Below are 26305 nucleotides of genomic sequence, written 5' to 3'. Positions count from 1 at the left end.
AGCGAACAAGTGCTTGAGATTCATCTGGACCCTGATGTGCTGACGGGCCTGCAGGAAGTGATGGAAAGCGAATATCCGAAATTGCTGGATACCTTTCTGGACGATTCGCAAAAGCGTATCGATGCGTTGCGCAAGTCGCGTGGTGACGCCAAGGCGTTGGGCCGGATTGCCCATAGCTTCAAGGGCAGCAGTGGCAACCTTGGGGCGGTGCGGTTGGCGCAGTTGTGTCAGCGGCTGGAGGTGGAGTCCGTCGAGTTGTCGGCGGACTTGGGTGCGCTGGTTGATCAGATTGATCATGAGTTTGCGTTGGTGCGGCCGCTGTATGAGTCGGAAAGGCAGCGCTTTCAGCTTTGAATTGAGTCGCCAAGCCGGTCTCGGCCAAATGTGGGAGCTGGCTTGCCTGCGATGGCATCGACTGGTTTTGCCTGATACACCGAGGTGTCTGCATCGCAGGCAAGCCAGCTCCCACAGAGCACAATGGATCTACCGTCAAAAAACCAAACCTGGCCCAACTCTTGCTCTACCTCCCAATACTGCATCCCCGACCCCCAGTGCAGTGGAGACCTTTACCTATGCCAGTCGCCCCCAATTCGCTCCTTCAGGCTGCCCCCGCGGCCAAGCCTCAAGCGCCGGCCGCCACACCGCCTGTAGCGGCCGCGGACCCACGGGACAAGGGCCCTGGTTTCGCTCAAGTGTTTGCCAACCAAAGCCCCAAGCCCACGCTGAAGACCAATGACACTCCGGTCAAAATCTCGCGTGACAAGCCTGCGGACGCCAATACCAAGCCGGTTGCCAGCAACGACAAGCCTGCCGCCAGTACGCCAGCGGTTGCCGATAGCGGCAATCCCTTGCCTGCCAAGCCGGCCAAGGCCGACGACAGCGCCAGCAGTGATGACGACAAGTCCGCCGACCCGGCCCTGGCGCAGCAGCCCCCGGCTGATCCGGTGGTCGACCCGGCATTGGTCGCCGTTGTTACGCCAGTGCCTGTTCCGGTGCCAACGCCCGCGCCGGTAGCCACCCATGACGACACGGCCCAGCCGGTGGTCGCGGCGCCGCTTGCAGGCACCGATGACGCCAAGCAACCGGCCTTCGACCCCGAAGCCGATCCGCTGGATTCGATGCCGGCCGTGCGCTTGGCCATGGAGCAGGGCGGCCATGTGTCGGCCAGCAGCCAGACGCCTCAGAAAGCCGCGCCGACCTCCACTCAGGACCAGCCAACCGCCGCGCAGAACTTTGCCGCAGGTCTTGCCAGTATGGTCGACCAGCAAGCCACCAAAGACAGCACTGACCAGGGCGGCGACAAGGCCTTCAGTGGGCTGATCGAAGGTGGCCTCAAGGATTTGAAAGACGCCGGCAGCGACACGCGGGTGGATGATTTCGCCAACCGCCTGGCCGCGCTGACCCAGGCTGCCACGCCGAAAACCGCGAACGCCTTGCCGCCCGTGGCCAATGCGCCATTGGCCATGCACCAGAGCGGCTGGACCGAAGAGGTGGTCAACCGCGTGATGTACCTGTCCAGCGCCAACCTCAAGTCGGCGGAGATTCAGTTGCAACCGGCTGAACTGGGGCGCCTGGATATCAAGGTCAATATGACCGCCGACCAGCAAGCCCAGGTCAACTTCATGAGCGGCCACGCCGTGGTACGTGAAGCGCTGGAAAGCCAGTCCGGCCGTTTGCGCGAGATGTTTGCCCAGCAAGGCATGGGGCAGGTCGACGTCAACGTCTCCGACCAGTCGCGTGGCTGGCAGGGTCAGGGCCAGGAGCAACAGCAGCAGAATCAGGCCCGCGGCATAAGCGGCAGTGGTGGGCGTGGTGATGGCGGCGATGCGGGTGACGCTGCTGAAGTGGCGGCGGCGGTCGCGCCGGTGAGCCAGACCGTGATCGGCTCCAGCGCCGTCGATTACTACGCCTGACTTGAGCCAAAAAACGCGGTCAATGTGGGAGCTGGCTTGCCTGCGATGGCGCTGTATCAGGCACAGAGATGTGAGCTGATCCACCGCTATCGCAGGCAAGCCAGCTCCCACATTTGATTTTGGGTGTTCGCCGTTCCCCGGTTAGTCAGACAACTCTGGCATAACACTTGCTCTTGCCTTCCCGTAGATCTATGAATCCCCGAATAGTGACGGATTATTGGCATGGCGAAGAGTGACGACGCAGCAGCAACCCCACCCGCAGGCAAAGGCAAGCTCAAGCTGATCCTGCTGATTGTGCTGGGCCTGCTCCTGGCCATTGGCGCCTCGATTGGCGGCACGTGGTACATCATGCACAGCAGCGCGAGCAAACCGGCTCCCGCCGCCGAAACCGCCACTAACGTCAAGCAACCGGCAATCTTCGAGCCGATGCTGCCGGCCTTTGTCGCCAACTACAATCAGAACGGTCGCCAACGCTACCTGCAGGTGAGCATCACCTTGCTGGCGCGTAACCAGGCGGACCTGGATGCGCTTAAAGTGCATATGCCGGTGATCCGCAACAACCTGGTGATGCTGTTCTCCGGGCAGAGCTTCGACAGCCTGGCCACCCCGGTCGGCCAGGAAATGCTGCGCCAGAAGGTCACTGCCAGCGTGCAGGAAGTGGCCCAGAAAGAGCTCGGCAAAGTCGTGGTCGAGCAGGCGCTCTTCACTAACTTCGTATTGCAGTAGGATCACGACATGGCCGTGCAAGACCTGCTGTCCCAGGATGAAATCGACGCGCTGTTGCATGGCGTCGACGATGGTCTGGTACAGACCGAAATGGCTGCCGAACCCGGCAGCGTCAAAAGTTATGACCTCACCAGCCAGGATCGCATCGTCCGTGGGCGCATGCCGACCCTGGAGATGATCAATGAGCGTTTCGCCCGTTACACCCGTATCAGCATGTTCAACATGCTGCGCCGCTCGGCAGACGTAGCGGTGGGCGGCGTGCAGGTGATGAAGTTCGGTGAGTACGTGCATTCGCTGTATGTGCCCACCAGCCTCAACCTGGTCAAGATCAAACCGTTGCGCGGTACCGCGCTGTTCATCCTCGACGCCAAGCTGGTGTTCAAGCTGGTGGACAACTTCTTCGGCGGCGACGGCCGCCACGCCAAGATCGAAGGGCGTGAATTCACCCCTACCGAATTGCGTGTGGTGCGCATGGTGCTGGAGCAAGCCTTCATCGACTTGAAGGAAGCCTGGCAGGCGATCATGGAAGTCAATTTCGAGTACATCAACTCGGAAGTGAACCCAGCCATGGCCAACATCGTCGGCCCCAGCGAAGCCATTGTGGTCTCCACCTTCCACATCGAGCTTGATGGTGGTGGCGGCGACCTGCACGTGACCATGCCGTACTCGATGATCGAGCCGGTGCGCGAAATGCTCGACGCCGGTTTCCAGTCCGACCTTGACGACCAGGACGAACGCTGGGTCAAGGCCCTGCGCGAAGACCTGCTGGACGTCGACGTGCCTTTGAGCGCCACTGTGGCCCGTCGCCAGCTGCGTTTGCGCGATATTTTGCACATGCAACCGGGGGACGTGATCCCCGTGGAGTTGCCGGAAGAGCTGATCATGCGCGCCAATGGCGTGCCGTCGTTCAAGGTCAAGCTCGGTTCCCACAAGGGCAACCTGGCGTTGCAAGTGATCGAACCGATCAACCGTCGCTGATCTGCCCCTTCTATCGATGAATTTTTGCTGCGCCGAGGACATGTAATGGCTACCGAACACGAAAACACTTCCGCCGAAGACCAGGCCCTGGCTGACGAATGGGCTGCGGCCCTGGAAGAAACCGGCGATGTCGGCCAGGACGACATCGACGCGCTGCTGGCCGCCGACGCCGCCATGGCGCCGGCCGGCAAACGCCTGCCGATGGAAGAATTCGGCAGCGTGCCGAAAAACAACGACCCGGTGACCCTCGACGGCCCGAACCTGGATGTGATTCTCGACATTCCGGTGTCGATCTCCATGGAAGTCGGCAGCACCGAAATCAACATCCGCAACCTGCTGCAACTCAACCAGGGTTCGGTGATCGAGCTCGACCGCCTGGCCGGTGAGCCGCTGGACGTGCTGGTCAACGGCACCCTGATCGCCCATGGCGAGGTGGTGGTGGTCAACGAGAAGTTCGGCATCCGCCTGACGGACGTGATCAGCCCAAGCGAACGCATCAAGAAGTTGCGCTGAGATGAAGTATTCGATGGCGGGACTGTTTCTGGCGCTGCCATTGAGCGCCCTGGCGGCTGAGCCGGTCGCCCAAGCGGCGGCTGCGGCACCTGTGGTCAGCAGTGGTATCGGCGGCCAGTTGACCCAGCTGGTGCTTGGATTGTTGCTGGTAGTCGGTCTGATCTTCGTGCTCGCCTGGCTGATGCGCCGCGTGCAGCGCATCGGGCCGGGCAATGCCCAGGTGATCGAGATGATCGGCTCGCGCGCCCTCGGCCCGCGTGATCGGCTGGTGCTGGTGCAGGTGGGCGAAGAGCAAATCCTGCTGGGTATCACGCCCGGCCGCATCACCCCGTTGCACGTACTCAAGACGCCGGTGGAAGCAACCAGGACCGAGACCGCCACGCCGGAATTCGCCCAGCGCCTGATGGAGTTGCTGGGCAAGGATCAGAAGGATAAGAAGTAATGCGCGTTTTATTGACGCTCATGCTGTTGCTGGCCGCGCCGCTGGCGTTGGCAGCCGACCCGTTGTCGATCCCGGCGATCACCCTGGGCACCAACGCGGCCGGCGCCCAGGAATACTCGGTCAGCCTGCAGATTTTGCTGATCATGACTGCGCTGAGTTTTATCCCGGCGTTTGTCATGCTGATGACCAGCTTTACGCGGATCATCATCGTGTTCTCGATTTTGCGTCAGGCCCTGGGCCTGCAGCAGACACCGTCGAACCAGATCCTCACCGGCATGGCGCTGTTCTTGACCTTGTTCATCATGGCGCCGGTGTTCGACAAGGTGAACCAGCAAGCCTTGCAGCCCTATCTGGCGGAGAAACTCTCGGCTCAGGACGCGATAGACAAGGCCCAGGGTCCGATCAAGGACTTCATGCTCTCGCAAACCCGTTCCAGCGACCTGGAGCTGTTTATGCGCCTGTCCAAGCGCACCGACATTGCCACACCGGATCAGGCGCCGTTGACCATCCTGGTGCCGGCCTTCGTCACTTCCGAATTGAAAACCGCGTTCCAGATCGGCTTCATGATCTTTATCCCGTTCCTGATCATCGACCTGGTGGTGGCGAGCGTGCTGATGGCCATGGGGATGATGATGCTGTCGCCGCTGATTATTTCGTTGCCGTTCAAGATCATGCTGTTTGTGCTGGTGGACGGCTGGGCGCTGATTATCGGCACCCTGGCCAGCAGTTTCGGCGGGGTGTAGTGACATGACGCCAGAAGTAGCGGTCGACCTGTTCCGTGAAGCGCTGTGGCTGACCACCATGATGGTCGCCGTGCTGGTGGTGCCGAGCCTGTTGGTGGGCCTGCTGGTGGCGATGTTCCAGGCCGCGACCCAGATCAACGAACAAACCTTGAGCTTCCTCCCGCGTTTGCTGGTGATGCTGATCACCCTGATCGTCGCCGGCCCGTGGCTGGTGCAAACCTTTATGGAATACATCCTGCAGCTGTACGGCAGTATTCCGCAGTTGATCGGCTGACCGATGCAATCTGTGCTGGCCTTGACCGACACCCAGATCAGCACCTGGGTGGCGTCTTTCATTTTGCCGATGTTTCGCGTCACGGCAGTGCTGATGACCATGCCGGTGTTCGGGACTACCTTGGTGCCGAGGCGCATCCGCCTGTATTTTGCCTTCGCCATTACCATCGTCATCGTGCCCGGCTTGCCGCCGATGCCGCCGGTGAATGCCCTGGACCTCAGTGCGTTGTTGCTGATTGCCGAGCAGATATTGATCGGCGCGCTGATGGGCTTCTCGCTGACGTTGTTCTTCCAGGCCTTTGTAATCGCCGGGCAAATCATCTCGATCCAGATGGGCATGGGCTTCGCGTCCATGGTCGACCCTACCAACGGCGTGTCGGTGGCAGTGATCGGGCAGTTCCTGACCATGCTGGTGACCTTGATTTTCCTGGCGATGAACGGCCATCTGGTGGTGTTCGAGGTCATGACCGAAAGCTTCACCACCTTGCCGGTGGGCTCGGGGCTGGTGGTCAATCACTTCTGGGAATTGGTCGGCCGCATGAGTTGGGTATTGGGCGCCTCGTTGTTGCTGGTGTTGCCGGCGATTACTGCGCTGCTGGTGGTCAACATCGCGTTTGGCGTGATGACTCGCGCGGCGCCGCAGCTGAACATTTTCTCGATTGGTTTCCCGCTGACCCTGGTGTTGGGCATGGGGATTTTCTGGATCGGCATGGCCGACATTCTCAATCAGTATCAACCGCTGGCCACCGACGCCTTGCAGTTTTTACGTGATCTGGCACGGGCGCGTTGAGACATGGCCGAGAGCGAGAGTGGCCAGGACAAAACAGAAGACCCCACGGAGAAACGTAAAAAGGACTCCAGGGAAAAGGGCGAGATTGCCCGCTCCAAAGAACTCAATACCCTGGCGGTGATGCTCGCCGGTGCCGGGGGCCTGCTGATCTACGGCGGTGGCCTGGCGCTGGACCTGATGGAGTTGATGAAGCTCAACTTTTCGCTGCCGCGCGAAGTGCTGCTGAGCCCCGGCGCCATGGGCCAGTACCTGTTGCACTCGGGCAAGATCGCGATTCTGGCGGTGCAGCCGGTGCTTATCACCCTGTTGCTGGCGGCGCTGATCGGGCCGGTGTCCCTCGGCGGCTGGCTGTTTGCCGCCGGCAGCATGGCGCCCAAGTTCAGCCGCATGAACCCTGGGCCTGGGCTTAAGCGTATGTTTTCCACCAAGGCGCTGGTGGAACTGCTCAAGGCGCTGGCGAAATTCATCCTGATCCTGTTTGTGGCGCTGACGGTGTTGTCCTCCGACATCGACGATTTGCTGCGCATTGCCCATGAGCCGCTGGAATCCGCAATTATTCACAGTGTGCAGGTGGTGGGCTGGAGTGCGCTGTGGATGGCCTGCGGGCTGATCATCATCGCCGCCGTGGACGCGCCGATTCAGCTGTGGGAAAGCCACAAGAAACTGCTGATGACCAAGCAGGAAGTGCGTGACGAACACAAAGACCAGGAAGGCCGCCCCGAGGTCAAACAGCGGATTCGCCAACTGCAGCGCGAAATGTCCCAGCGCAAGATGATGGCGGCAGTGCCGGATGCCGACGTGGTCATCACCAACCCGACCCACTACGCCGTGGCGCTCAAGTACGACCCGGAGAAGGGCGGCGCGCCGATGTTGCTGGCCAAGGGCAGCGACTTTACCGCGCTGAAGATTCGCGAAATCGCCGTGGCCAACGACATTCTGCTGCTGGAATCGCCGGAGCTGGCGCGGTCGATCTTCTACTCTACCGACCTCGACCAGGAGATCCCCGCTGGCCTGTACCTGGCCGTGGCGCAGGTATTGGCCTACGTGTACCAGATCCGCCAATACCGCGCGGGCAAGGGCAAGCGGCCCGACCCGCTCAAGGACCTGCCGATTCCGCCGGAGCTGCGCCGCGATTCCTGATTCGTCCTGCACCGACGCCATCGCAGGCAAGCCCGGCTCCGACCTCGCGTTTTTTCCTGCCCGTGCGCCGAGCTTGCAGCGCGCCGTTCGGCGCATGATCTAAACCCCAATGGATACGGAGCCTCACGGACAACCAAAGTTTGAGTTGTGCGCATGGAAGATATAATTAGTCATAACTGACCTATTAAAGCGAATTTTTCCATATAAATAGTCATATCTGACTGTTAGCAAGGTATATGATTTTTCCTCGCGCACGCCAATAGCACTATAATGGTCAAAACTGACTAATAATGCTGATTTTATGCCATTAATAAGTCAGATTTAGCCATTAGGAAAAATTAAACGAGGCCTGCCATGTCCTTCATGCATTTGCTCAGCTCCCCCGCAGAGATCGCTCGCGATGTGGGGAAAAATGCAAAAAAGCTACGGCTATCGAAAAACCTCACGAGGAAGACCTTGGCAGAGCTTTCAGGGGTATCGGAGTCGTCGATCCAGCGGTTCGAGACTGCAGGTTCTATTACTCTCGAATCGATGATTCTGCTCGCCACCGCGCTCGATGAGCTGACTCCGCTAACGACTCTGTTTAAACCTTCGCAGCCGAACTCCCTCACAGAGCTGAAAAACTCAAAGCGCAAACGGGGTTCTAAATGAAACCGCGCCAGGATTATCCGAAGCTGAAGCGTTTCGAATCCCTTGAGGTCACCAAAAGCGGTGTGAAAGTCGGTGATCTGTACAGGGAGGAGGGGGTTGGGATTTTTTTCACTTACGACCCGGTATGGCTCGCTACAGGCTTCAACCTGTCGCCGTTCACGATGAAGTTTGACGACAAACCCCAGCTTGCTCGTGCTCCTGAACTGTTCGAAGGATTGCACGGCCCCTTTGCGGACTCTCTTCCAGACGGCTGGGGCATGCTGCTGATGGACAGATTCCTTAATGCCACATTCGGTGAGGGAACTGCTTACACAGTTACTGCCCTGGATCGGCTCGCTTACATGGGCGACAGAGCCATGGGAGCGTTTGAGTACCATCCAAAAGCGGAAAGAGGAGAGCTGAGGGGGACAATTAACCTTGCAGAGCTCTTCGAGAATTCCGTGGAAGTCCTGTCAGGAGACACTTCGGCAGTGCTTACCAAGCTCAGGCTTGCAGGGGGATCGCCTGGTGGTGCCCGCCCTAAAGCGATTGTCGCAATGTCTCCTGATGGGCAGCATGCAACGTCCGCTTTTGGGCCAATTCTGCCGGGCTATGATCACTGGATAGTCAAATTCAGGGCGCCAGATGAGCCGGTTGAAACCGGCGCAATTGAGTATGCTTACTACCTGATGGCCAGGGACGCAGGTGTCGAAATGGCTGAGTCGACTGTCCTGAACATGACCATGCATGACGGTAGTCGCGAGGGCTTCTTCGCAACAAAGCGCTTTGACCGGCAGCGCGATAAAAAGCTTCACATGATCACGGTTTCTGCGCTTATGTACGCTGCGTACAAACTGCCATCCATGGACTACAGCGGGCTACTGAAGCTCACAAACATGCTGACGCGTAGTGCCGCAGAGGTCGAAAAAATGGCCAGGGTGATGGTTTTCAATGCACTGTTTCACAACTACGACGATCACACCAAGAACTTCGCGTTCATCGGGCGTGAGCCAGAGAAGCCTGGCGACGAAGCAAGGTGGACGCTCGCGCCGGCATACGACCTGACTTTCTCGGAGGCTCGGGGTGAACACACAACGGCATATAACGGTCGAGGGAAGGCAACCCGGAGGCTGATTCAGGAGCTGTGCGCAGACTACAAGTACCTCAAGCCGAACGACTACATTGAGCAAACGCTAGCCGCATTTGCCCAATGGGATGACATTTTCAAAAGTGTAAGGATTCCCCTCAAAGCAGGCGCCGGTTACAAAGCTGTTCTGGAACAAGACCATGACTACTTCAAACTGATACGACCTACCAAGCGCTGACACCTCGTAGATGAGCATCGGAACGTTTGAACACCAGCCTTGAAGCTCCGCACCCTGCTTGGGCAACCCCTTCGGTTGCTCTCTTGTCCGAACTTGCCGGACTGGCTGCGGAGCAGGCACGGCGGGCGGAGCCCTTGGCGGCATAACAACCAGCGCTGCCATCTGTCTAAAGTTCAGCGTTACCTGTCAACTTTGACAGTATCCATTGCACCGCCTTCACTGTTACATAGAGCGGCGAGGTGCGCCGTCATGCGCGGCTCGGGAGAGCGGTCATGGACAGGGCTACGGTCAGGTGGTTTGACGCCGTCAAGGGCATTGGTTTTGTCGCCCGCGACCGCGAAGGCAATGCAGTACCCGTTCAGGCAACGGGCAATCCCTGCAGCGAAATCGATGCGCCGCCCAAGGCGCGCAAATCCCGCAAACGAAGAAAATAACCCCCCGCCTGCTCAGCAAACAATCACTACCACTGGTCGTTAATCCCCGTCTACCTGTCAACTCTGACAGTAGTCAGCTCTGCGTTCTCGCGGTTTGATGGTGCCAGGCACTGTACGCAAGTAGTAACGAGATGCAGGGGAAGGGTGATGGAAGCGGTGACGGGGACGATCAAGGTTTATAACCGCAAGACCGGTGAAGGGCTGATTGCGTTGGATGGCGATGATGAACCGGTGTGTTTGGACCGCTTGAGTTCAGCGTGTACCCGGTGGAGAGAAGGTCAGCGGGTACAGTTCGCCAGGATTCACCGGCCAAAGGGTGTGTTTGCGTTTTGTATCAGGCTTATCTAGCGGGATTTTTTGCGCGCAATGTCAGGAGAAGGGTTATGGCGACGGGTACTGTGAAGTGGTTTAACGAAACAAAAGGGTTCGGTTTTATTACTCCAGATGATGGTAGCGAGGATCTTTTTGCGCATTTTTCAGCGATTCAGAGTGCTGGGTTCAAATCTCTGCAAGAGAACCAAAAAGTCAGCTATGACGTAACGACAGGGCCCAAAGGCAAGCAAGCGTCCAACATCCAACCCTTATGAAGATCGTTCCCACGCTCCCGCGTGGGAATGCCTCCTGTGACGCTCTGCGTCACCGTTGCGCAAGGCTCAAGTCGGGACGCGGAGCGTCCCTGGCTGCATTCCCACGCAGAGCGTGGGAACGATCATCACGATCATTCAGGCAGGTTCTGCCTCTGGTGACGGCGCTCTGTCATCCAGCAGTCGCTCAGCCAACAACCGTCCCACCTCAATCAACTGCGCAATACCCAGCGCACCTTCTCGCTGTGTTCCTTCCAGGTCAAAGGCGAAGTCGCAGGTCAGGGCGTGGGCGGATGCCAGGTTTTCGGTGAGGTTGACCAGCAGGTCTTCGGTGCTGATGCCGTCGATAAGGGTGAGGATTACGCTGGGTGGGGGATTTGGGGTGGGTTTGATCATTGTGAAGCTCCTTGCGAAAGTGGAGCCGCCACTGATCGCCGCGACGCGATTGAAGGTGGCAGCTGTACGCAGGTTCGCGGACCGGTCTAGGAGCAACCCGGCATACCCGAAGGTATCCCGCGCACAGCCGCCATAGCGCCGCACAGTAGACGATAAAAAAGCGTCGACTGAAAGGGAGATGGTGCTTTTACTCCGTAGTAAACCGGGCCGCGACGCCCGACCACTGCATTTGCAGCGGTGTACGGAGACTAGGGAGCCCGGTTCCTAGGGGCAACCCGAAAACCTTGTCGGAAATTTCCTCAGTAACAACAGGTACACACCCATCCAACTGTGGGAGCTGGCTTGCCTGCGATGGCTGACTCATGGCTGGCCCTTCAGTGCCTGACCCACCGCAATCGCAGGCAAGCCAGCTCCCACACTGGAACCGGTTGAAGATCGTTCCCACGCTCCCGCGTGGGAATGCCTCCTGTGACGCTCTGCGTCACCGTTGCGCAAGGCTCAAGTCGGGACGCGGAGCGTCCCTGGCTGCATTCCCACGCAGAGCGTGGGAACGATCTTTACAACAGGTACACCCCCATTCAGCTGTGGGAGCGGGCTTGCTCGCGAAAGCGGTGTGTCAGCCAAAACTGTTCTAACTGAACCACCGCCTTCGCGAGCAAGCCCGCTGAAGATCGTTCCCACGCTCCCGCGTGGGAATGCCTCCCGTGACGCTCTGCGTCAACGTTGCGCCGGGCTCAAGTCGGGACGCGGAGCGTCCCTGGCTGCATTCCTTTGCTGCGCGTGGGAACGATCATCACCCCCCCATCCAGCTCCCACAGTTGAACCGGTGACCACTCGACGATCGTCGCCCTGAAACCAAAGTTGGAAGGCTTCTTGCAATACCGCCTCCAGGACGCTCTCCCGCGTCAAAACTTTGCTTCAAGGAACACGAGGAATACCGGTGGTAGATCGCTCTCAAATGCTCAACACGGCCCGTGGCACCCTGACTGATTTGTCGCGGGGCAACCTGGGTGTGCCGTTGTTGTTGCTGGTGATGCTGGCAATGATGATGTTGCCAATGCCGCCGTTCCTGCTCGACGTGTTTTTCACCTTCAACATTGCGCTGTCGGTGGTGGTGCTGCTGGTCTGCGTGTATGCCCTGCGGCCGCTGGATTTCGCCGTATTCCCGACCATTTTGCTGATCGCGACCCTGCTGCGCCTGGCGCTGAACGTGGCATCCACGCGGGTGGTGATGCTCCACGGCCAGGACGGCCACGCCGCCGCCGGTAAGGTGATCCAGGCCTTTGGTGAGGTGGTGATCGGCGGTAACTATGTGGTTGGTATCGTGGTGTTCGCGATTTTGATGATCATCAACTTCGTGGTGGTGACCAAGGGCGCCGGGCGGATTTCCGAGGTGAGCGCGCGGTTTACCCTCGACGCCATGCCCGGTAAGCAAATGGCGATCGACGCCGACCTCAACGCCGGCCTGATCGACCAGAACCAAGCCAAATCCCGCCGCCTGGAAGTCGCCCAGGAAGCCGAATTCTATGGCTCCATGGACGGCGCGAGTAAATTCGTGCGCGGCGACGCCATCGCCGGTCTGCTGATCCTGTTTATCAACCTGATCGGTGGCATCGCGGTCGGGATCTTCCAGCACGGCATGACCTTCGGCGATGCGGGCAAGGTCTACGCCTTGCTGACCATTGGTGACGGTTTAGTGGCGCAATTGCCATCACTGTTGTTATCCACAGCTGCAGCCATCATGGTCACCCGTGCTTCGGGCTCCGAAGACATGGGCAAGCAGATCAGCCGCCAGATGTTCGCCTCGCCCAAGGCGCTGGCCGTAGCCGCCGGCATCATGGCGATCATGGGCATCGTGCCGGGCATGCCGCACGTGTCGTTCCTGAGCATGGCGGCCATGGCCGCCGGTGGTGCCTACCTGTTCTGGCGCAAGCAAAATGCGGTCAAGGTCCAGGCCCAGCAGGAAATCGCCCGCCAGCAAGACTTGCTGCCATCCCCGGCCCGCGCCCAGGAAACCAAGGAGCTGGGCTGGGATGACGTGACCCCGATCGACATGATCGGCCTGGAAGTCGGCTACCGCCTGATTCCGCTGGTGGACCGCAACCAGGGTGGCCAACTGCTCGCGCGGATCAAGGGTGTGCGCAAGAAGCTGTCCCAGGACCTGGGCTTCTTGATGCCCACCGTGCACATCCGCGACAACCTTGATTTGGCCCCCAGCGCCTACCGCCTGACCCTGATGGGCGTGATCCTGGCCGAAGCCGAGATCTACCCGGATCGTGAGTTGGCGATCAACCCTGGCCAGGTGTTCGGCACGCTTAATGGCATTACCGCCAAAGATCCGGCTTTTGGCCTGGAAGCGGTATGGATCGAAGTCAGCCAGCGCAGCCAGGCACAATCGCTCGGTTACACCGTGGTCGACGCCAGCACCGTGGTCGCCACCCACCTCAACCAGATCCTCTACAAGCACTCCCATGAGCTGATCGGCCACGAGGAAGTCCAGCAATTGATGGGTTTGCTGGCCAAAGCCTCGCCGAAACTGGCCGAAGAACTGGTACCCGGCGTGCTGTCGCTGTCGCAGTTGCTCAAGGTGCTGCAAGCCTTGCTCGCCGAACAGGTGCCGGTGCGCGACATTCGCAGCATTGCCGAGGCCATCGCCAACAATGCCGCCAAGAGTCAAGATACTGCCGCTTTGGTGGCCGCGGTGCGTGTCGGGTTGTCCCGCGCCATCGTGCAAAGCATTGTAGGTATTGAGTCTGAGCTGCCTGTGATCACCTTGGAACCAAGGTTGGAACAAATATTGCTCAATAGTATTCAGAAGGCCGGACTTGGCCAGGAAGAGGGCGTTCTGCTGGAGCCAAGCATGGCTGAGAAACTGCAGCGTTCGTTGATCGAAGCCGCCCAGCGTCAGGAAATGGCGGGCCACCCGGTGATTCTGCTGGTGGCAGGCCCGGTTCGAGCGATGTTGTCGCGGTTTGGTCGCCTGGCAGTTCCGAATTTGCACGTTTTGGCTTATCAGGAAATTCCTGACAATAAGCAAGTGACTATCGTCGCGACAGTAGGGCCCAACGGCTGAGGTAGTGGGTTATGCAAGTTAAGCGTTTTTTCGCCGCCGATATGCGTCAGGCCATGAAACTGGTACGTGATGAGCTGGGCGCCGATGCCGCGATTATTGGAAACCGTCGCATTGCCGGCGGTGTCGAGCTGACGGCTGCCCTGGATTACACCCCGTCGGCGCTGGCGCCGCGCGTGCCGAACATGGAACTCGAAGACGAACTGCGCAAGACCGCTTCGCGCATTGTCTCGGCCCAGGCTGAATTGAGCATGCGTGGCGACAGCGATGCCAGCACCAATCGCCAATTGTTCGCCGGCCTGCCGCTGACCGCCGCCGAGCCGTTGGTAGAACCGACCTTCAAAGAACCGCCTCGTCCTGCAGCGCCAGCCCCGGCCGCCGCTGTCGACCAGCGCGCGCTCGACTCGATGCGTTTTGAACTCAATGGCCTGCGTGAGCTGCTCGAAGTGCAGCTGGGCTCGTTGGCGTGGACGCAGCTGCAAGGCAGTAAACCGCACCAGGCCAACCTGTGGCGTCGCCTGCAACGCATCGGCCTGTCCGGCCCGTTGTCGCGCGATTTGCTTGCACTGACGGCTGAAGTCGAAGAACCGCGCCAAGCCTGGCGCATGTTGCTGGCGCACCTGGCGCGCATGATCGCCACGCCGGAAATCGAACCGCTGGAAGAGGGCGGTGTGATTGCCATGGTCGGCCCCGCCGGCATGGGCAAGACCACCACCCTGGCCAAGCTGGCCGCGCGTTATGTGCTCAAGTACGGCGCGCAGAACATCGCGCTGGTGAGCATGGACAGCTATCGCATCGGCGCCCAGGAGCAGCTCAAGACCTTGGGCCGCATCCTCAATGTGACGGTGACCCACGTCGACCCGGGCCAGTCGCTGGCCAATGCACTCGACCCACTGCTGCGCAAGCGCGTGGTGTTGATCGACACGGCCGGCCTGCAAGCCAGCGACCCGGCACTGCGCATGCAGCTTGAAAGCCTGGCCGGGCGTGGCATCAAGTCGAAAAATTACCTGGTGCTTGCAACCACCAGCCAGAAACAGGTTCTTACCGCTGCCTACCACAGCTACAAACGCTGTGGCCTGGCCGGTTGCATTCTCACCAAGCTCGACGAAACTGCGAGCCTGGGCGAGGTGTTGAGCCTGGCTATCAGTCATGAGTTACCGGTTGCCTACCTGACCGACGGGCCGCGGATCCCGGATGATTTGCATCTGCCGCGCCGTCATCAGTTGGTCAGCCGTGCTGTCAGCGTGCAAATGCAAGAAGAGCCTAGCGAGGAAGCGATGGCCGATATGTTCGCCGACCTTTACCACAACCCGGCTAAGCGGGTGGGGTGAGGCAGGATGAACACCGTGAAATGTATCTACATCGATGGTCTGCAAGCGATTCACGCGGCCAAGCCATGTAGCCTGCGTCTAAGCAAGACAAGGTAAAGAAATAAAATGGGCAGCATGCATCCCGTACAGGTGATCGCGGTGACCGGCGGCAAAGGTGGCGTCGGGAAAACTAACGTGTCAGTGAATTTGTCCCTGGCCCTGGCAGAGCTTGGCCGTCGCGTCATGCTGCTGGATGCTGACCTGGGCCTGGCGAACGTGGACGTTCTGCTGGGGCTGACACCCAAACACACCCTTGCCGATGTGATCGAAGGCCGTTGTGAGCTGCGCGATGTGCTGCTGCAAGGCCCCGGTGGCATTCGCATCGTGCCGGCTGCCTCAGGCACCCAGAGCATGGTGCACCTGAGCCCGGCGCAGCATGCCGGCCTGATTCAGGCGTTCAGCGACATCGGCGACAACCTCGATGTGCTGGTGATCGACACCGCCGCCGGGATCGGCGAGTCCGTGGTCAGCTTCGTGCGCGCCGCGCAAGAAGTGCTGCTGGTGGTGTGCGACGAACCCACGTCGATCACCGACGCCTATGCCCTGATCAAACTGCTTAACCGTGACTACGGCATGAACCGCTTCCGCGTGCTGGCCAACATGGCCCAAAGCCCGCAGGAAGGGCGAAATCTGTTTGCCAAGTTGACCAAGGTCACGGATCGCTTCCTCGATGTCGCCTTACAATACGTGGGCGCAGTTCCTTATGACGAGTGTGTGCGCAAGGCTGTGCAAAAGCAGCGTGCAGTCTATGAAGCGTTCCCTCGTTCGAAGTGCGCATTGGCGTTCAAGGCTATTGCTCAGAAGGTCGATACTTGGCCGTTGCCTGCCAACCCTCGGGGGCATCTGGAGTTTTTCGTCGAGCGATTGGTGCATCAGACGAGCGCGGGACCTGTGCTATGACATCCAGCGGCTACAACCTTTACAAAAAGTCGGCACGTGACAGTCAGGGCGAACTGATCGAGCGCTATGCGCCCTTGGTCAAGCGCATTGCCTATCACTTGCTGGCACGCCTGCCTGCCAGTGTGCAGGTTGAGGACTTGATCCAGGCCGGCATGATCGGCCTGCTCGAAGTGTCGACAAAATACGACGCGAGCAAGGGCGCGAGTTTCGAGACGTATGCGGGTATTCGCATACGCGGTGCGATGCTCGATGAAGTGCGTAAAGGGGATTGGGCGCCGCGTTCGGTACACCGCAATACGCGTATGGTCAGTGACGCAATTCGTGCAATTGAAGCAAAAACCGGTCGTGACGCTAAAGATCATGAAGTTGCGGCCGAACTCCAATTGAGTCTCGACGATTACTACGGGATTTTGAACGATACCTTGGGCAGCCGCCTGTTCAGTTTCGACGACCTTTTGCAGGACGGCGAACACGAAGGGCTGCACGAGGACGGCGCGAGTGCACATCTGGAACCGTCGCGCGACCTGGAAGACGAACGTTTCCAGAGCGCGTTGGCGGAGGCGATTGCCAATTTGCCGGAGCGTGAGCGACTGGTGTTGGCGCTGTACTACGACGAAGAGCTGAACCTCAAGGAAATCGGTGAGGTCCTGGGGGTCAGCGAATCGCGTGTCAGCCAGCTGCATAGCCAGTGCGCCGCCCGCTTGCGGGGGCGATTGGGAGAGTGGCGCGCGCGCTGACAGGCAGTGTGGGGACACTGCAGACGCTACCGCAAAGGCTCTACGCTTTTGCGGGTTCGTGCCGTGGTGCCCTGGGCAGTCCTTTTTGTGTAACGCCTGTTGATTGAAATGGCGCGTCCAGGTGCTGGGCGCGTTTAAGACTGCTTGGAGGTCGAATTGGACAAGAACATGAAAATCCTCATCGTTGATGACTTCTCAACGATGCGGCGGATCATAAAAAACCTGTTGCGTGACCTTGGGTTCACCAACACGGTCGAGGCGGATGACGGCCTGACGGCGATTCCGATCCTCAACAGCGGGAGCATCGACTTTCTGGTAACCGACTGGAACATGCCGGGCATGACCGGTATCGACTTGCTGCGTCACGTGCGCGCCGATGAAAAACTGCGCAGCTTGCCTGTGTTGATGGTGACCGCCGAAGCCAAGCGTGAACAGATCATCGAAGCCGCCCAGGCCGGGGTTAACGGTTACGTGGTCAAGCCATTCACTGCATTGGCCTTGAAAGAGAAGATCGAAAAAATCTTCGAACGCATCCACGGCTGATGTCACCACGGGGGAGCTATGGAGCATAAAGAAACGTCACAGGGCGATTTTGAATCGACCCTGAAAAAGCATGCTCACCAGTTGGTCGACAGCCTTGAAAAAGGCCAGTTCGGCGACGCGGTGCAGTTGATCCATGAGCTTAACCAGACCCGTGACCGCGGCCTGTATCAGGAAGTGGGCAAGCTCACACGCGAGCTGCACAGTGCAATCGTCAATTTTCAGATTGACCCGCACATGCCCCAGGCCGAAGAAATCTCGCAGATCACCGATGCCACCGAACGCCTGTCCTATGTGGTCCGGCTGACTGAGGCGGCGGCCAACCGCACCATGGACCTGGTGGAAAACGCCACGCCCTTGGTCAATGGCATGGCCACCGAAGCTCAGGCGCTCAGCGTTGACTGGGGCCGCTTCATGCGCCGGGAAGTGGGGGCTGAGGAGTTTCGTGAGTTGGCGCGTCGGGTCGAGGGCTTTCTGTCGCGCACCGAAAAGGAAAACCGCACGGTGGCCAGCAACCTCAATGACATTCTGCTGGCCCAGGATTACCAGGACCTCACCGGTCAAGTGATCAAGCGCGTGACCCAACTGGTCACCGAAGTGGAAAGCAACTTGCTCAAATTGGTGCTGATGGCCGGCCAGGTCGACCGTTTTGCCGGCATCGAACATGACCGCGCAGCGATCCTCTCGGAAAAAGATCCACAAAAACATCTCGCCAAGGGTGAAGGTCCGCAGATTCATGCCGATAAACGTGAAGACGTTGTGTCAGGTCAGGATGACGTAGATGACCTGTTATCCAGTTTAGGCTTCTAAGGAGCACCCACATGAGCTTCGGCGCCGATGAAGAAATCCTTCAGGATTTCCTTGTAGAGGCCGGCGAAATTTTAGAGCAACTGTCCGAACAACTGGTCGAGCTGGAAAGCCGACCGGATGATGCGAACCTGCTCAATGCAATTTTTCGCGGTTTTCACACTGTAAAAGGGGGCGCCGGCTTCCTCCAGCTCCATGAGCTGGTGGAGTGCTGTCACATCGCCGAGAACGTGTTCGACATCCTGCGCAAGGGTGAGCGTCACGTCGACTCGGAACTGATGGACGTGATTCTCGAAGCATTGGATGCGGTCAACGGCATGTTCAGCGAGGTGCGTGAACGTGCGCCGATCACGGCTGCCACGCCGGAGTTGCTGGCTGCGCTGGCACGCCTGGCCGAACCTGCCGATACCTCGGTTGCGCCGGTCGCCGCGCCTGAGCCTGAGGTTGAAGCCGAGCCGGATGTGACCGACAGCGAGTTCGAACAGCTGCTCAACTCCCTGAGCGCGGTGAAAGCCGAAGCTGAAGCACCGCAAGCGGTGGCTGCGCCTGCCGTGCCGACCAGCGAAGACATTACCGACGCAGAGTTCGAATCCCTGCTCGACCAGTTGCACGGTAAAGGCCAGTTTGCGCCGGACGCCGTGGCACCTGCTGCTGAGTCGGCAGCGCCTGCTGCGTCTGCCACATCTACAAGCGCCACCGACATTACCGACGACGAATTCGAAGCACTGCTCGACCAATTGCATGGCAAGGGCACGTTTGCTGCCGAAGCCTTGCCGGAAGTCGCCGCCATCGCGGCCGCACCTGCCGCCAGCGCTGCGCCTGCCAGCGTTGAGCCTGCCACTGACGGCCTGATCTCCGATCACGAATTCGAAGCGCTGCTCGACGAGTTGCATGGCAAAGGCAAGTTCTCTGAAGTGGCCCCGGCTGCAGCAGCGACTGCAACGCCTGTGGCTGCCAAACCTGCGCCTGCCAAAGCCGCCGCGCCTGTGGCTGCCAAGCCCGCACCGGCACCGGCTGCCGCACCTGCGCGTGCCGCAGCGGCGCCGGTAGCCGAAAAGCCTGCCAGTGAAGCCGAAACCACCGTGCGGGTTGATACCGCGCGCCTGGACGACATCATGAACATGGTCGGCGAACTGGTGCTGGTGCGTAACCGCCTGGTGCGCCTGGGCCTGAACAGCGGCGATGAAGCCATGCAAAAGGCCGTGTCGAACCTCGACGTGGTCACCGCAGACTTGCAGACCGCCGTAATGAAAACGCGCATGCAGCCGATCAAGAAAGTCTTCGGCCGTTTCCCGCGCCTGGTTCGCGACCTCGCGCGCCAGCTCAAGAAAGAAATCAACCTGGAACTGGTGGGTGAAGAAACCGACCTCGACAAAAACCTTGTCGAGGCCCTGGCCGACCCGCTGGTCCACTTGGTGCGCAACGCCGTCGACCATGGCGTCGAAACCCCGGAAGAACGCGAAGCCTCGGGCAAGTCGCGTAACGGCAAGGTGATTCTGGCGGCCGAGCAGGAAGGCGACCATATCCTGCTGTCGATTACCGATGACGGCAAAGGCATGGATCCGGCGATTCTGCGTAATATCGCGGTCAAGCGCGGCGTGATGGACAAGGACGCCGCCGACCGCCTGACCGACACCGAATGCTACAACCTGATCTTCGCGCCGGGCTTCTCGACCAAAACCGAGATTTCCGATGTGTCCGGCCGTGGCGTGGGCATGGACGTGGTGAAGACCAAGATCAGCCAGCTCAACGGCTCGATCAACATCTACTCGACCAAGGGCCAGGGCTCCAAGATCGTGATCAAGGTGCCGTTGACCTTGGCGATCATGCCGACCCTGATGGTGATGCTGGGCAACCAGGCGTTCGCCTTCCCGCTGGTCAACGTCAACGAGATCTTCCACCTCGACCTGTCACGCACCAACGTGGTGGACGGCCAGGAAGTGGTGATCGTGCGCGACAAGGCGTTGCCACTGTTCTACCTCAAGCGCTGGCTGGTGGCTTCGGCCAAGCATGAAGAGCAGCGCGAAGGCCATGTGGTGATTCTGTCCGTGGGCACCCAGCGCATTGGCTTTGTGGTCGATCAACTGGTGGGCCAGGAAGAAGTGGTCATCAAGCCTTTGGGCAAAATGCTGCAGGGAACCCCGGGCATGTCGGGTGCGACCATCACCGGTGACGGTCGGATCGCGCTGATTCTCGATGTTCCGAGCATGCTCAAGCGTTACGCCGCACGGCGTATTTGATTCTGGCGGGGCAGGGCGGTTTGCCCGCCCCGCCTAACGGAGTGTTTATGGCAGTCAAGGTCCTGGTGGTGGACGATTCGGGTTTCTTCCGCCGCCGCGTCTCGGAAATTCTTTCCGCCGATCCAACCATCCAGGTGGTCGGCACGGCCACCAACGGCAAAGAGGCGATTGATCAAGCCATTGCGTTGAAACCGGACGTGATCACCATGGACTACGAGATGCCGATGATGGATGGCATCACCGCAGTCCGGCACATCATGCAGCGCTGCCCGACCCCGGTGTTGATGTTCTCCTCGCTGACCCACGAAGGCGCCCGGGTGACCCTCGACGCGCTGGACGCGGGTGCGGTGGACTTCCTGCCGAAGAATTTCGAAGACATCTCGCGCAACCCCGACAAGGTCAAGCAGATGCTGTGCGAGAAGGTGCACAGCATTTCGCGCAGTAACCGTCGCAGCCTGTTCAGTGCGCCTGCGCCTGCGCCTGCGCCTGCGCCTGCGCCAGTTGCCGCGCCGACGCCGAGCACCTCGACGTTTGCTCGCCCGGCCCCGGCCCCGATAGCCCGGCCCGCAGTGGCGCCGGTGCGGGCCCCGGCACCGAGCGCGCATTCGCCTGCGCCCAAGCGCAAAGCCTACAAGCTGGTCGCCATTGGTACATCCACTGGCGGCCCGGTGGCCTTGCAACGCGTGTTGACTCAACTGCCGGCTAACTTCCCGGCGCCGATCGTGTTGATCCAGCACATGCCCGCCGCCTTCACCAAGGCCTTCGCCGAGCGCCTCGACAAGCTGTGCCGCATCAGCGTCAAGGAGGCCGAGGATGGTGACATCCTGCGACCTGGCCTGGCGCTGCTGGCACCGGGCGGCAAGCAGATGATGGTCGACGGCCGTGGCGCGATCAAAATCCTGCCGGGCGACGAGCGCTTGAACTACAAGCCGTGCGTGGATATCACCTTCGGCTCGGCGGCCAAGTCCTACGGCGACAAAGTTCTGGCGGTGGTACTCACCGGCATGGGCGCCGACGGCCGTGAAGGCGCACGCCTGCTCAAGCAGGGTGGCAGCGCGATCTGGGCGCAGGACGAAGCCAGCTGCGTGATTTATGGCATGCCCATGGCCATCGTCAAGGCGGACCTGGCTGACGCGGTTTATAGTCTGGACGACATTGGCAAACATCTGGTGGAGGCCTGCCTCTGATGGATGTCTTGAGCCTGATTGGCATCACCATGGCGTTTGTCGCGATTATCGGCGGCAACTACCTGGAAGGCGGCCACCTCGGCGCCTTGGCCAATGGCCCGGCGGCGCTGATCGTGATTGGCGGTACTGTGGGCGCGGCGCTGTTGCAGTCGCCGCTGAGTTCGTTCAAGCGCGCCATGCAGATTCTGGTGTGGATTATCTTCCCGCCGCGCGTGGACCTGCCCGGCGGCATCGACCGTGTGGTCAACTGGAGCCTCACCGCGCGCAAGGAAGGCCTGCTGGGCCTGGAAGGCGTGGCCGATGCCGAGCCCGACAGCTATGCACGCAAAGGCCTGCAATTGCTGGTCGACGGCGCCGAACCCGAGGCGATTCGCAGCATCCTTGAGGTGGATTTCTACACCCAGGAAAGCCGCGACATCAACGCCGCCAAAGTCTTTGAAAGCATGGGCGGCTACGCGCCGACCATCGGCATCATCGGTGCCGTGATGGGCCTGATCCACGTGATGGGCAACCTGGCCGACCCGTCGCAACTGGGCAGCGGCATTGCCGTGGCGTTTGTCGCCACCATTTACGGCGTGGCGAGTGCCAACCTGGTGTTGTTGCCGGTGGCCAGCAAGCTCAAGTCGATCGCCATGCGCCAATCGCGTTACCGCGAAATGCTGCTGGAAGGCATCTTGTCGATTGCCGAGGGCGAGAACCCGCGCTCCATCGAATTGAAGCTCCAGGGCTTCATGGATTAATGCCCATGCACATCGACCTGTGGCCAGTGAGCGTTATGTGGCGAGCGAACTTGTTGTGGCGAGTGAGCTTGCTCACGCTGGGCTGCGAAGCAGCCCCAAAACCATACACCGCAACCTGCCTGAACAAACACATTGCCTGGAGTGGGGCCGCTTCGCGCCCCAGCGCGAGCAAGCTCGCTCGCCACAGTGAAGCGGGCCACAGTGAAGCGCTCAATAGGGGTCAGGGAGGTATCTGCCTGTGAGCCGTCGTCGCCGCGAGCCTGAAGAGCACGTCAACCATGAACGCTGGCTGGTGTCCTACGCCGACTTCATCACCTTGCTGTTCGCGTTTTTTGTGGTGATGTACTCCATCTCGTCGATCAACGAGGGCAAGTACAAGATTATTTCCCAGGCGCTGGTGGGCGTATTCAACGACACCGACCGCTCGCTCAAGCCGATCCCGATTGGCGAGGAGCGGCCCAAGACCGTGACGCCGGCCAAGCCGCTGGTCAATGACAGTGACGAAACCGCCGCCGGCATCGGTGGCACCAGCGACCCGCTCAAAAGCATCGCCGATGACATCAGTGCCGCGTTTGGCGACTTGATCAAATCCAACCAGATGACCGTGCGCGGTAATGAGTTGTGGGTGGAGATCGAGCTTAATTCGAGCCTGCTGTTCGCCAGCGCCGATGCGTTGCCGAGCGATCAGGCGTTTACCATCATCGACAAGGTGGCGGCGATTCTCAAACCGTTTGAGAACCCGATCCACGTCGAAGGCTTTACCGATAATTTCCCGATCAGCACCGCGCAATACCCGACCAATTGGGAGCTGTCATCGGCACGGGCCTCAAGCATCGTGCGCATGCTCGCGATGCAGGGCGTGAACCCTGGGCGCCTGGCGTCGGTGGGTTACGGTGAGTTCCAACCGGTGGCCAATAACGCCACTGCCGAAGGCCGCGCGCGCAACCGCCGTGTGGTGCTGGTGGTGTCACGTAACCTGGATGTGCGCCGCAGCCTGACCGGCACCGGTACTGCCAACGCAACACCGGATGCAGCCTTGAAGCGGGCTGGCACACAAACTGCACCGCCAACCGTTAAGCCGCCGGTTCGTCAGAGCGCCGTCAATTCTCCGTCACCGGCTCAATAATGTTATGTAATGTCTCGGTCGCGCCTTAGCCTACCGGGAGGAACCAACTGAATGAGAGTCTGGGCAGTTGCCAATCAAAAGGGTGGAGTCGGCAAGACCACCACGTCCATCGCCTTGGCCGGCTTGCTGGCCGAGGCGGGCAAGCGTGTGGTCGTGGTCGACCTGGACCCGCACGGCTCGATGACCAGTTATTTCGGCTATGACCCGGATGCGCTGGAGCACAGCTGTTACGACCTGTTCCTGCACAAGGGCAGCGTACCGGCAGATTTGCCCGGGCAATTGCTGCTGCCCACCAGCAACGAGAGCATTTCGCTGTTGCCGTCGAGTACCGCGCTGGCGACCCTTGAGCGCCAGTCGCCGGGGCAGAGCGGCCTGGGCCTGGTGATCGCCAAGACCCTGGCGCAACTGTGGCAGGACTTCGACTACGCGATCATCGACAGCCCACCGTTGCTGGGCGTGCTGATGGTCAATGCCTTGGCGGCCAGCCAGCAGTTGGTGATCCCGGTACAGACCGAACACCTGGCGGTCAAAGGCCTGGAGCGTATGGTCAGCACCTTGGCGATGATCAACCGTTCGCGCAAACAGGCGCTGCCGTTCAGCATCGTGCCTACACTGTTCGACCGTCGTACCCAAGCGTCGCTGGGCACCTTGCGGGTGTTGCGCGATGCTTACCCGGAAACGATCTGGAACGGCTACATTCCGGTGGACACGCGCTTGCGTGACGCCAGCCGCGCCGGGCTCACGCCGTCGCAGTTCGACGGCAAAAGCCGTGGCGTACTGGCTTACCGTGCGTTGCTTAAACATCTGCTGTCCCAGCAACTTGTGGCGCAGGTGGCGTGATGAACCGTCCCGTTGAGCTTAAGACCCGGCCGCAACTGGCACTGGAATCCTACCTGGACGCCTTGTTGCAGGATGCGACGGCAGAAGAATTGCCTGAGCCGATTCTGGTCCTTGAACCGGCCGTAGTCGAACCCGAAAGCACCCTGGATGAATTTCAGTTAGCGGTGCTGGAAGAACAGGCTCGTGATGCCCACGTGGTGGTGCCGATTGTGCCTGCGCCCGTGGTGGTCACGCCCGTGGTGGTTGAACCGGTGGTCGATGTGCACCTGCCGCCGAGCATCACGCCGCCGCCGGTCACGGGTGACGGTCGCCCATCGTGGGCGGCCGAGCCGTTCGAGTGCCTGCTGTTCGACGTCGCCGGGTTGACCCTGGCGGTGCCGCTGGTGTGCCTGGGGTCGATCTACTCGCTGGAAGGCCAGGAGCTGACGCCGCTGTTCGGGCAACCGGAGTGGTTCCTCGGCATCCTGCCCAGCCAGGCCGGCAACCTCAAGGTGCTGGATACGGCGCGCTGGGTGATGCCCGACCGCTACCGCGATGATTTTCGCCAGGGCTTGCAATACGTGATCTCGGTGCAGGGCTACGAGTGGGGGCTGGCGGTGCATCAAGTCAGCCGCTCGTTGCGCCTGGACCCGAATGAAATCAAGTGGCGCAGCCACCGGGGCCAGCGGCCTTGGCTGGCGGGCACCGTGATTGAACATATGTGCGCGTTGCTCGACGTCGCCGAACTGGCCGAGTTGATCGCCAGTGGGGCGGTCAAGACGATGCCACAGAACAAACGCAGTTGATTGAACAATAAGGGCCGTGCGGTTGCGCGGTCGAAGAAGCACACACTGAAGGGGTCAGGGGTATGAACAAGTCAGCATCCGCACAAGGTTTGGATGATCCGATCCTGCAATGGGTTACCTTCAAACTGGACAATGAAACCTACGGCATTAACGTGATGCGCGTGCAGGAAGTGCTGCGCTACACCGAAATCGCCCCGGTTCCAGGCGCGCCGAGCTACGTGTTGGGCATCATCAACCTGCGTGGCAACGTGGTGACGGTGATCGATACCCGCCAGCGTTTTGGCCTGATGCCTACTGAAGTCAACGACAACACGCGTATCGTGATCATCGAAGCCGACAAGCAAGTGGTCGGTATCATGGTCGACAGCGTGGCTGAAGTGGTTTACCTGCGCCAATCGGAAGTGGAAACCGCGCCGAACGTCGGTAACGAAGAGTCGGCCAAGTTCATCCAGGGCGTGTGCAACAAGAACAACGAGCTGTTGATTCTGGTTGAGTTGGACAAGATGATGAGCGAAGAAGAATGGTCGGAACTGGAGAGCATCTGATTGTTCCTTGATGCGGCGGTGATTGTCCTGGCCCTGTTGTGGGCCGGGACGTTGGCATTCCTGCTGCGCTATATGCGCCAGCAACGGGAGCTGGCCGTGCAGCAGGCCGAGCGCGATGCTGTGCGTGACCGACGGATTCTGGATTTGGTCAAGCGTGTGGATCACTTCCAGCAGAGTGCGGTGAAGGTCGGGGATGAAGTGCATGAACTGCGCGCGATTCTTGGGCCGTTGCCGGATAAGTTGGCGCAGATCGAGCAGCGTGATCCTTCAAGCCTGTCGTTTGCCCAGGCGGCCAAATTGGTCGGCATGGGGGCGACGGTGGATGAGCTGACGCAGTCGTGTGGGTTGACCCAGGCTGAGGCGCAGTTGATGAGCAAGTTGCACAAGAGCTGATTGCGGCGATCCTCTGAGACACCGCGGTCGAAATGTGGGAGCTGGCTTGCCTGCGATGGCATCAACTCGGTGTACCTGATGTACCCAAGTGCCTGCATCGCAGGCAAGCCAGCTCCCACAGTTGACCGAGTATTGTTC

General features: G+C 60.0%; 29 protein-coding genes. 28 read left to right on the top strand and 1 reads right to left on the bottom strand.

Annotated features, from left to right (window positions below):
- Positions 1-9: 9 nt before the first annotated feature.
- From HU759_RS21660 to HU759_RS21595, 14 genes are all read left to right on the top strand, one after another.
- Positions 10-354, top strand: coding sequence for an Hpt domain-containing protein (locus tag HU759_RS21660; RefSeq protein WP_099548879.1), 345 nt, complete (start codon positions 10-12; stop codon positions 352-354).
- 218 nt (positions 355-572) lie between these two features.
- Positions 573-1913, top strand: a complete 1341-nt coding sequence (locus HU759_RS21655; RefSeq protein WP_170040637.1) for a flagellar hook-length control protein FliK — start codon at positions 573-575, stop codon at positions 1911-1913.
- A 222-nt stretch (positions 1914-2135) separates the two neighbouring features.
- The gene (gene fliL, locus HU759_RS21650; RefSeq protein ID WP_017134945.1) at positions 2136-2639 is read left to right on the top strand and encodes a flagellar basal body-associated protein FliL; all 504 of its coding nucleotides are present in this window, start codon (positions 2136-2138) and stop codon (positions 2637-2639) included.
- A 9-nt stretch (positions 2640-2648) separates the two neighbouring features.
- Complete coding sequence (gene fliM / locus HU759_RS21645) at positions 2649-3617, top strand: flagellar motor switch protein FliM (protein WP_010166091.1); 969 nt, start codon at positions 2649-2651, stop codon at positions 3615-3617.
- A gap of 45 nt (positions 3618-3662) precedes the next feature.
- Positions 3663-4130 carry a flagellar motor switch protein FliN gene (fliN, locus tag HU759_RS21640; protein WP_017134946.1) on the top strand — a complete coding sequence of 156 codons (468 nt, stop codon included), beginning with the start codon at positions 3663-3665 and terminating at the stop codon, positions 4128-4130.
- 1 nt (position 4131) lies between these two features.
- Entirely contained in the window at positions 4132-4572 is a 441-nt protein-coding gene (fliO, locus tag HU759_RS21635; protein WP_170040638.1) for a flagellar biosynthetic protein FliO, read from the top strand.
- The gene (fliP, locus tag HU759_RS21630) at positions 4572-5315 is read left to right on the top strand and encodes a flagellar type III secretion system pore protein FliP (protein WP_056859761.1); all 744 of its coding nucleotides are present in this window, start codon (positions 4572-4574) and stop codon (positions 5313-5315) included. Before fliO ends, fliP begins: the two co-directional genes overlap by 1 nt.
- Before the next feature lie 4 nt (positions 5316-5319).
- Positions 5320-5589: a flagellar biosynthesis protein FliQ gene (fliQ, locus tag HU759_RS21625; protein WP_003214552.1), complete on the top strand. Its 270-nt coding sequence runs from the start codon at positions 5320-5322 to the stop codon at positions 5587-5589.
- Positions 5590-5592: 3 nt separating this feature from the next.
- Positions 5593-6378, top strand: a complete 786-nt coding sequence (gene fliR / locus HU759_RS21620; protein ID WP_099548882.1) for a flagellar biosynthetic protein FliR — start codon at positions 5593-5595, stop codon at positions 6376-6378.
- Positions 6379-6381: 3 nt separating this feature from the next.
- Complete coding sequence (gene flhB, locus HU759_RS21615; RefSeq protein WP_056859763.1) at positions 6382-7518, top strand: flagellar biosynthesis protein FlhB; 1137 nt, start codon at positions 6382-6384, stop codon at positions 7516-7518.
- Positions 7519-7872: 354 nt separating this feature from the next.
- Positions 7873-8169: a helix-turn-helix transcriptional regulator gene (locus HU759_RS21610; RefSeq protein WP_099548883.1), complete on the top strand. Its 297-nt coding sequence runs from the start codon at positions 7873-7875 to the stop codon at positions 8167-8169.
- A complete protein-coding gene (locus tag HU759_RS21605) occupies positions 8166-9473 on the top strand; it encodes a type II toxin-antitoxin system HipA family toxin (protein WP_186617153.1) in 1308 nt (435 codons plus the stop codon). Before HU759_RS21610 ends, HU759_RS21605 begins: the two co-directional genes overlap by 4 nt.
- 272 nt (positions 9474-9745) lie before the next feature.
- A complete protein-coding gene (locus HU759_RS21600; protein WP_186617152.1) occupies positions 9746-9907 on the top strand; it encodes a cold-shock protein in 162 nt (53 codons plus the stop codon).
- A 383-nt stretch (positions 9908-10290) separates the two neighbouring features.
- Positions 10291-10494: a cold-shock protein gene (locus tag HU759_RS21595; protein ID WP_099548885.1), complete on the top strand. Its 204-nt coding sequence runs from the start codon at positions 10291-10293 to the stop codon at positions 10492-10494.
- A 135-nt stretch (positions 10495-10629) separates the two neighbouring features.
- Here HU759_RS21595 and HU759_RS21590 read toward each other — a convergent pair whose 3' ends face one another.
- On the bottom strand, positions 10630-10887 hold the full coding sequence (locus tag HU759_RS21590) for a DUF6124 family protein (RefSeq protein ID WP_099486872.1): 258 nt from the start codon (positions 10885-10887) through the stop codon (positions 10630-10632).
- A gap of 958 nt (positions 10888-11845) precedes the next feature.
- Between HU759_RS21590 and flhA the strand changes: the two genes are divergently transcribed.
- From flhA to HU759_RS21520, 14 genes are all read left to right on the top strand, one after another.
- Entirely contained in the window at positions 11846-13960 is a 2115-nt protein-coding gene (gene flhA, locus HU759_RS21585) for a flagellar biosynthesis protein FlhA (protein WP_032865399.1), read from the top strand.
- Between the two features lie 11 nt (positions 13961-13971).
- Positions 13972-15288, top strand: a complete 1317-nt coding sequence (flhF, locus tag HU759_RS21580; RefSeq protein ID WP_017134956.1) for a flagellar biosynthesis protein FlhF — start codon at positions 13972-13974, stop codon at positions 15286-15288.
- A 105-nt stretch (positions 15289-15393) separates the two neighbouring features.
- Positions 15394-16227 (top strand): flagellar synthesis regulator FleN, encoded by an 834-nt coding sequence (gene fleN, locus HU759_RS21575; protein ID WP_003192912.1) that lies wholly within the window; start codon positions 15394-15396, stop codon positions 16225-16227.
- A complete protein-coding gene (gene fliA / locus HU759_RS21570) occupies positions 16224-16964 on the top strand; it encodes an RNA polymerase sigma factor FliA (RefSeq protein WP_017134957.1) in 741 nt (246 codons plus the stop codon). The genes fleN and fliA overlap by 4 nt, the downstream gene beginning before the upstream one ends.
- 168 nt (positions 16965-17132) lie before the next feature.
- Positions 17133-17507 carry a chemotaxis response regulator CheY gene (locus tag HU759_RS21565; protein WP_003192908.1) on the top strand — a complete coding sequence of 125 codons (375 nt, stop codon included), beginning with the start codon at positions 17133-17135 and terminating at the stop codon, positions 17505-17507.
- Between the two features lie 18 nt (positions 17508-17525).
- Complete coding sequence (locus tag HU759_RS21560) at positions 17526-18314, top strand: protein phosphatase CheZ (RefSeq protein ID WP_170040643.1); 789 nt, start codon at positions 17526-17528, stop codon at positions 18312-18314.
- An 11-nt stretch (positions 18315-18325) separates the two neighbouring features.
- Positions 18326-20551 carry a chemotaxis protein CheA gene (locus tag HU759_RS21555; protein ID WP_170040644.1) on the top strand — a complete coding sequence of 742 codons (2226 nt, stop codon included), beginning with the start codon at positions 18326-18328 and terminating at the stop codon, positions 20549-20551.
- 47 nt (positions 20552-20598) lie between these two features.
- On the top strand, positions 20599-21738 hold the full coding sequence (locus HU759_RS21550) for a chemotaxis response regulator protein-glutamate methylesterase (RefSeq protein WP_186617150.1): 1140 nt from the start codon (positions 20599-20601) through the stop codon (positions 21736-21738).
- Positions 21738-22478 (top strand): flagellar motor protein, encoded by a 741-nt coding sequence (locus HU759_RS21545; protein WP_005790033.1) that lies wholly within the window; start codon positions 21738-21740, stop codon positions 22476-22478. Before HU759_RS21550 ends, HU759_RS21545 begins: the two co-directional genes overlap by 1 nt.
- Positions 22479-22716: 238 nt before the next feature.
- Complete coding sequence (gene motD, locus HU759_RS21540) at positions 22717-23604, top strand: flagellar motor protein MotD (RefSeq protein WP_017134960.1); 888 nt, start codon at positions 22717-22719, stop codon at positions 23602-23604.
- Between the two features lie 51 nt (positions 23605-23655).
- Positions 23656-24444 carry a ParA family protein gene (locus HU759_RS21535; RefSeq protein ID WP_017134961.1) on the top strand — a complete coding sequence of 263 codons (789 nt, stop codon included), beginning with the start codon at positions 23656-23658 and terminating at the stop codon, positions 24442-24444.
- The gene (locus HU759_RS21530) at positions 24444-25229 is read left to right on the top strand and encodes a CheW domain-containing protein (protein ID WP_099548890.1); all 786 of its coding nucleotides are present in this window, start codon (positions 24444-24446) and stop codon (positions 25227-25229) included. Before HU759_RS21535 ends, HU759_RS21530 begins: the two co-directional genes overlap by 1 nt.
- Positions 25230-25291: 62 nt before the next feature.
- Positions 25292-25774, top strand: a complete 483-nt coding sequence (locus HU759_RS21525) for a chemotaxis protein CheW (RefSeq protein WP_017134963.1) — start codon at positions 25292-25294, stop codon at positions 25772-25774.
- Entirely contained in the window at positions 25775-26167 is a 393-nt protein-coding gene (locus HU759_RS21520; RefSeq protein WP_017134964.1) for a DUF2802 domain-containing protein, read from the top strand.
- Positions 26168-26305: the final 138 nt, after the last annotated feature.

It is taken from the genome of Pseudomonas sp. OE 28.3 (assembly GCF_014268205.2).
GTDB classification, from domain to species: Bacteria; Pseudomonadota; Gammaproteobacteria; order Pseudomonadales; family Pseudomonadaceae; genus Aquipseudomonas; species Aquipseudomonas edaphica.
Note: the sequence above shows the minus strand (reverse complement) of the source record. Positions and strands in the feature narration are given on the sequence as shown.

Coding starts and splice junctions, on each gene's coding strand:
- HU759_RS21655 (WP_170040637.1), top strand. CDS start 573: ATGCCAGTCGCCCCCAATTCGCTCCTTCAGGCTGCCCCCGCGGCCAAG.
- fliL (WP_017134945.1), top strand. CDS start 2,136: ATGGCGAAGAGTGACGACGCAGCAGCAACCCCACCCGCAGGCAAAGGC.
- fliM (WP_010166091.1), top strand. CDS start 2,649: ATGGCCGTGCAAGACCTGCTGTCCCAGGATGAAATCGACGCGCTGTTG.
- fliN (WP_017134946.1), top strand. CDS start 3,663: ATGGCTACCGAACACGAAAACACTTCCGCCGAAGACCAGGCCCTGGCT.
- fliO (WP_170040638.1), top strand. CDS start 4,132: ATGAAGTATTCGATGGCGGGACTGTTTCTGGCGCTGCCATTGAGCGCC.
- fliP (WP_056859761.1), top strand. CDS start 4,572: ATGCGCGTTTTATTGACGCTCATGCTGTTGCTGGCCGCGCCGCTGGCG.
- fliQ (WP_003214552.1), top strand. CDS start 5,320: ATGACGCCAGAAGTAGCGGTCGACCTGTTCCGTGAAGCGCTGTGGCTG.
- fliR (WP_099548882.1), top strand. CDS start 5,593: ATGCAATCTGTGCTGGCCTTGACCGACACCCAGATCAGCACCTGGGTG.
- flhB (WP_056859763.1), top strand. CDS start 6,382: ATGGCCGAGAGCGAGAGTGGCCAGGACAAAACAGAAGACCCCACGGAG.
- HU759_RS21610 (WP_099548883.1), top strand. CDS start 7,873: ATGTCCTTCATGCATTTGCTCAGCTCCCCCGCAGAGATCGCTCGCGAT.
- HU759_RS21605 (WP_186617153.1), top strand. CDS start 8,166: ATGAAACCGCGCCAGGATTATCCGAAGCTGAAGCGTTTCGAATCCCTT.
- HU759_RS21600 (WP_186617152.1), top strand. CDS start 9,746: ATGGACAGGGCTACGGTCAGGTGGTTTGACGCCGTCAAGGGCATTGGT.
- HU759_RS21595 (WP_099548885.1), top strand. CDS start 10,291: ATGGCGACGGGTACTGTGAAGTGGTTTAACGAAACAAAAGGGTTCGGT.
- HU759_RS21590 (WP_099486872.1), bottom strand. CDS start 10,887: ATGATCAAACCCACCCCAAATCCCCCACCCAGCGTAATCCTCACCCTT.
- flhA (WP_032865399.1), top strand. CDS start 11,846: ATGCTCAACACGGCCCGTGGCACCCTGACTGATTTGTCGCGGGGCAAC.
- flhF (WP_017134956.1), top strand. CDS start 13,972: ATGCAAGTTAAGCGTTTTTTCGCCGCCGATATGCGTCAGGCCATGAAA.
- fleN (WP_003192912.1), top strand. CDS start 15,394: ATGGGCAGCATGCATCCCGTACAGGTGATCGCGGTGACCGGCGGCAAA.
- fliA (WP_017134957.1), top strand. CDS start 16,224: ATGACATCCAGCGGCTACAACCTTTACAAAAAGTCGGCACGTGACAGT.
- HU759_RS21565 (WP_003192908.1), top strand. CDS start 17,133: ATGAAAATCCTCATCGTTGATGACTTCTCAACGATGCGGCGGATCATA.
- HU759_RS21560 (WP_170040643.1), top strand. CDS start 17,526: ATGGAGCATAAAGAAACGTCACAGGGCGATTTTGAATCGACCCTGAAA.
- HU759_RS21555 (WP_170040644.1), top strand. CDS start 18,326: ATGAGCTTCGGCGCCGATGAAGAAATCCTTCAGGATTTCCTTGTAGAG.
- HU759_RS21550 (WP_186617150.1), top strand. CDS start 20,599: ATGGCAGTCAAGGTCCTGGTGGTGGACGATTCGGGTTTCTTCCGCCGC.
- HU759_RS21545 (WP_005790033.1), top strand. CDS start 21,738: ATGGATGTCTTGAGCCTGATTGGCATCACCATGGCGTTTGTCGCGATT.
- HU759_RS21535 (WP_017134961.1), top strand. CDS start 23,656: ATGAGAGTCTGGGCAGTTGCCAATCAAAAGGGTGGAGTCGGCAAGACC.
- HU759_RS21530 (WP_099548890.1), top strand. CDS start 24,444: ATGAACCGTCCCGTTGAGCTTAAGACCCGGCCGCAACTGGCACTGGAA.
- HU759_RS21525 (WP_017134963.1), top strand. CDS start 25,292: ATGAACAAGTCAGCATCCGCACAAGGTTTGGATGATCCGATCCTGCAA.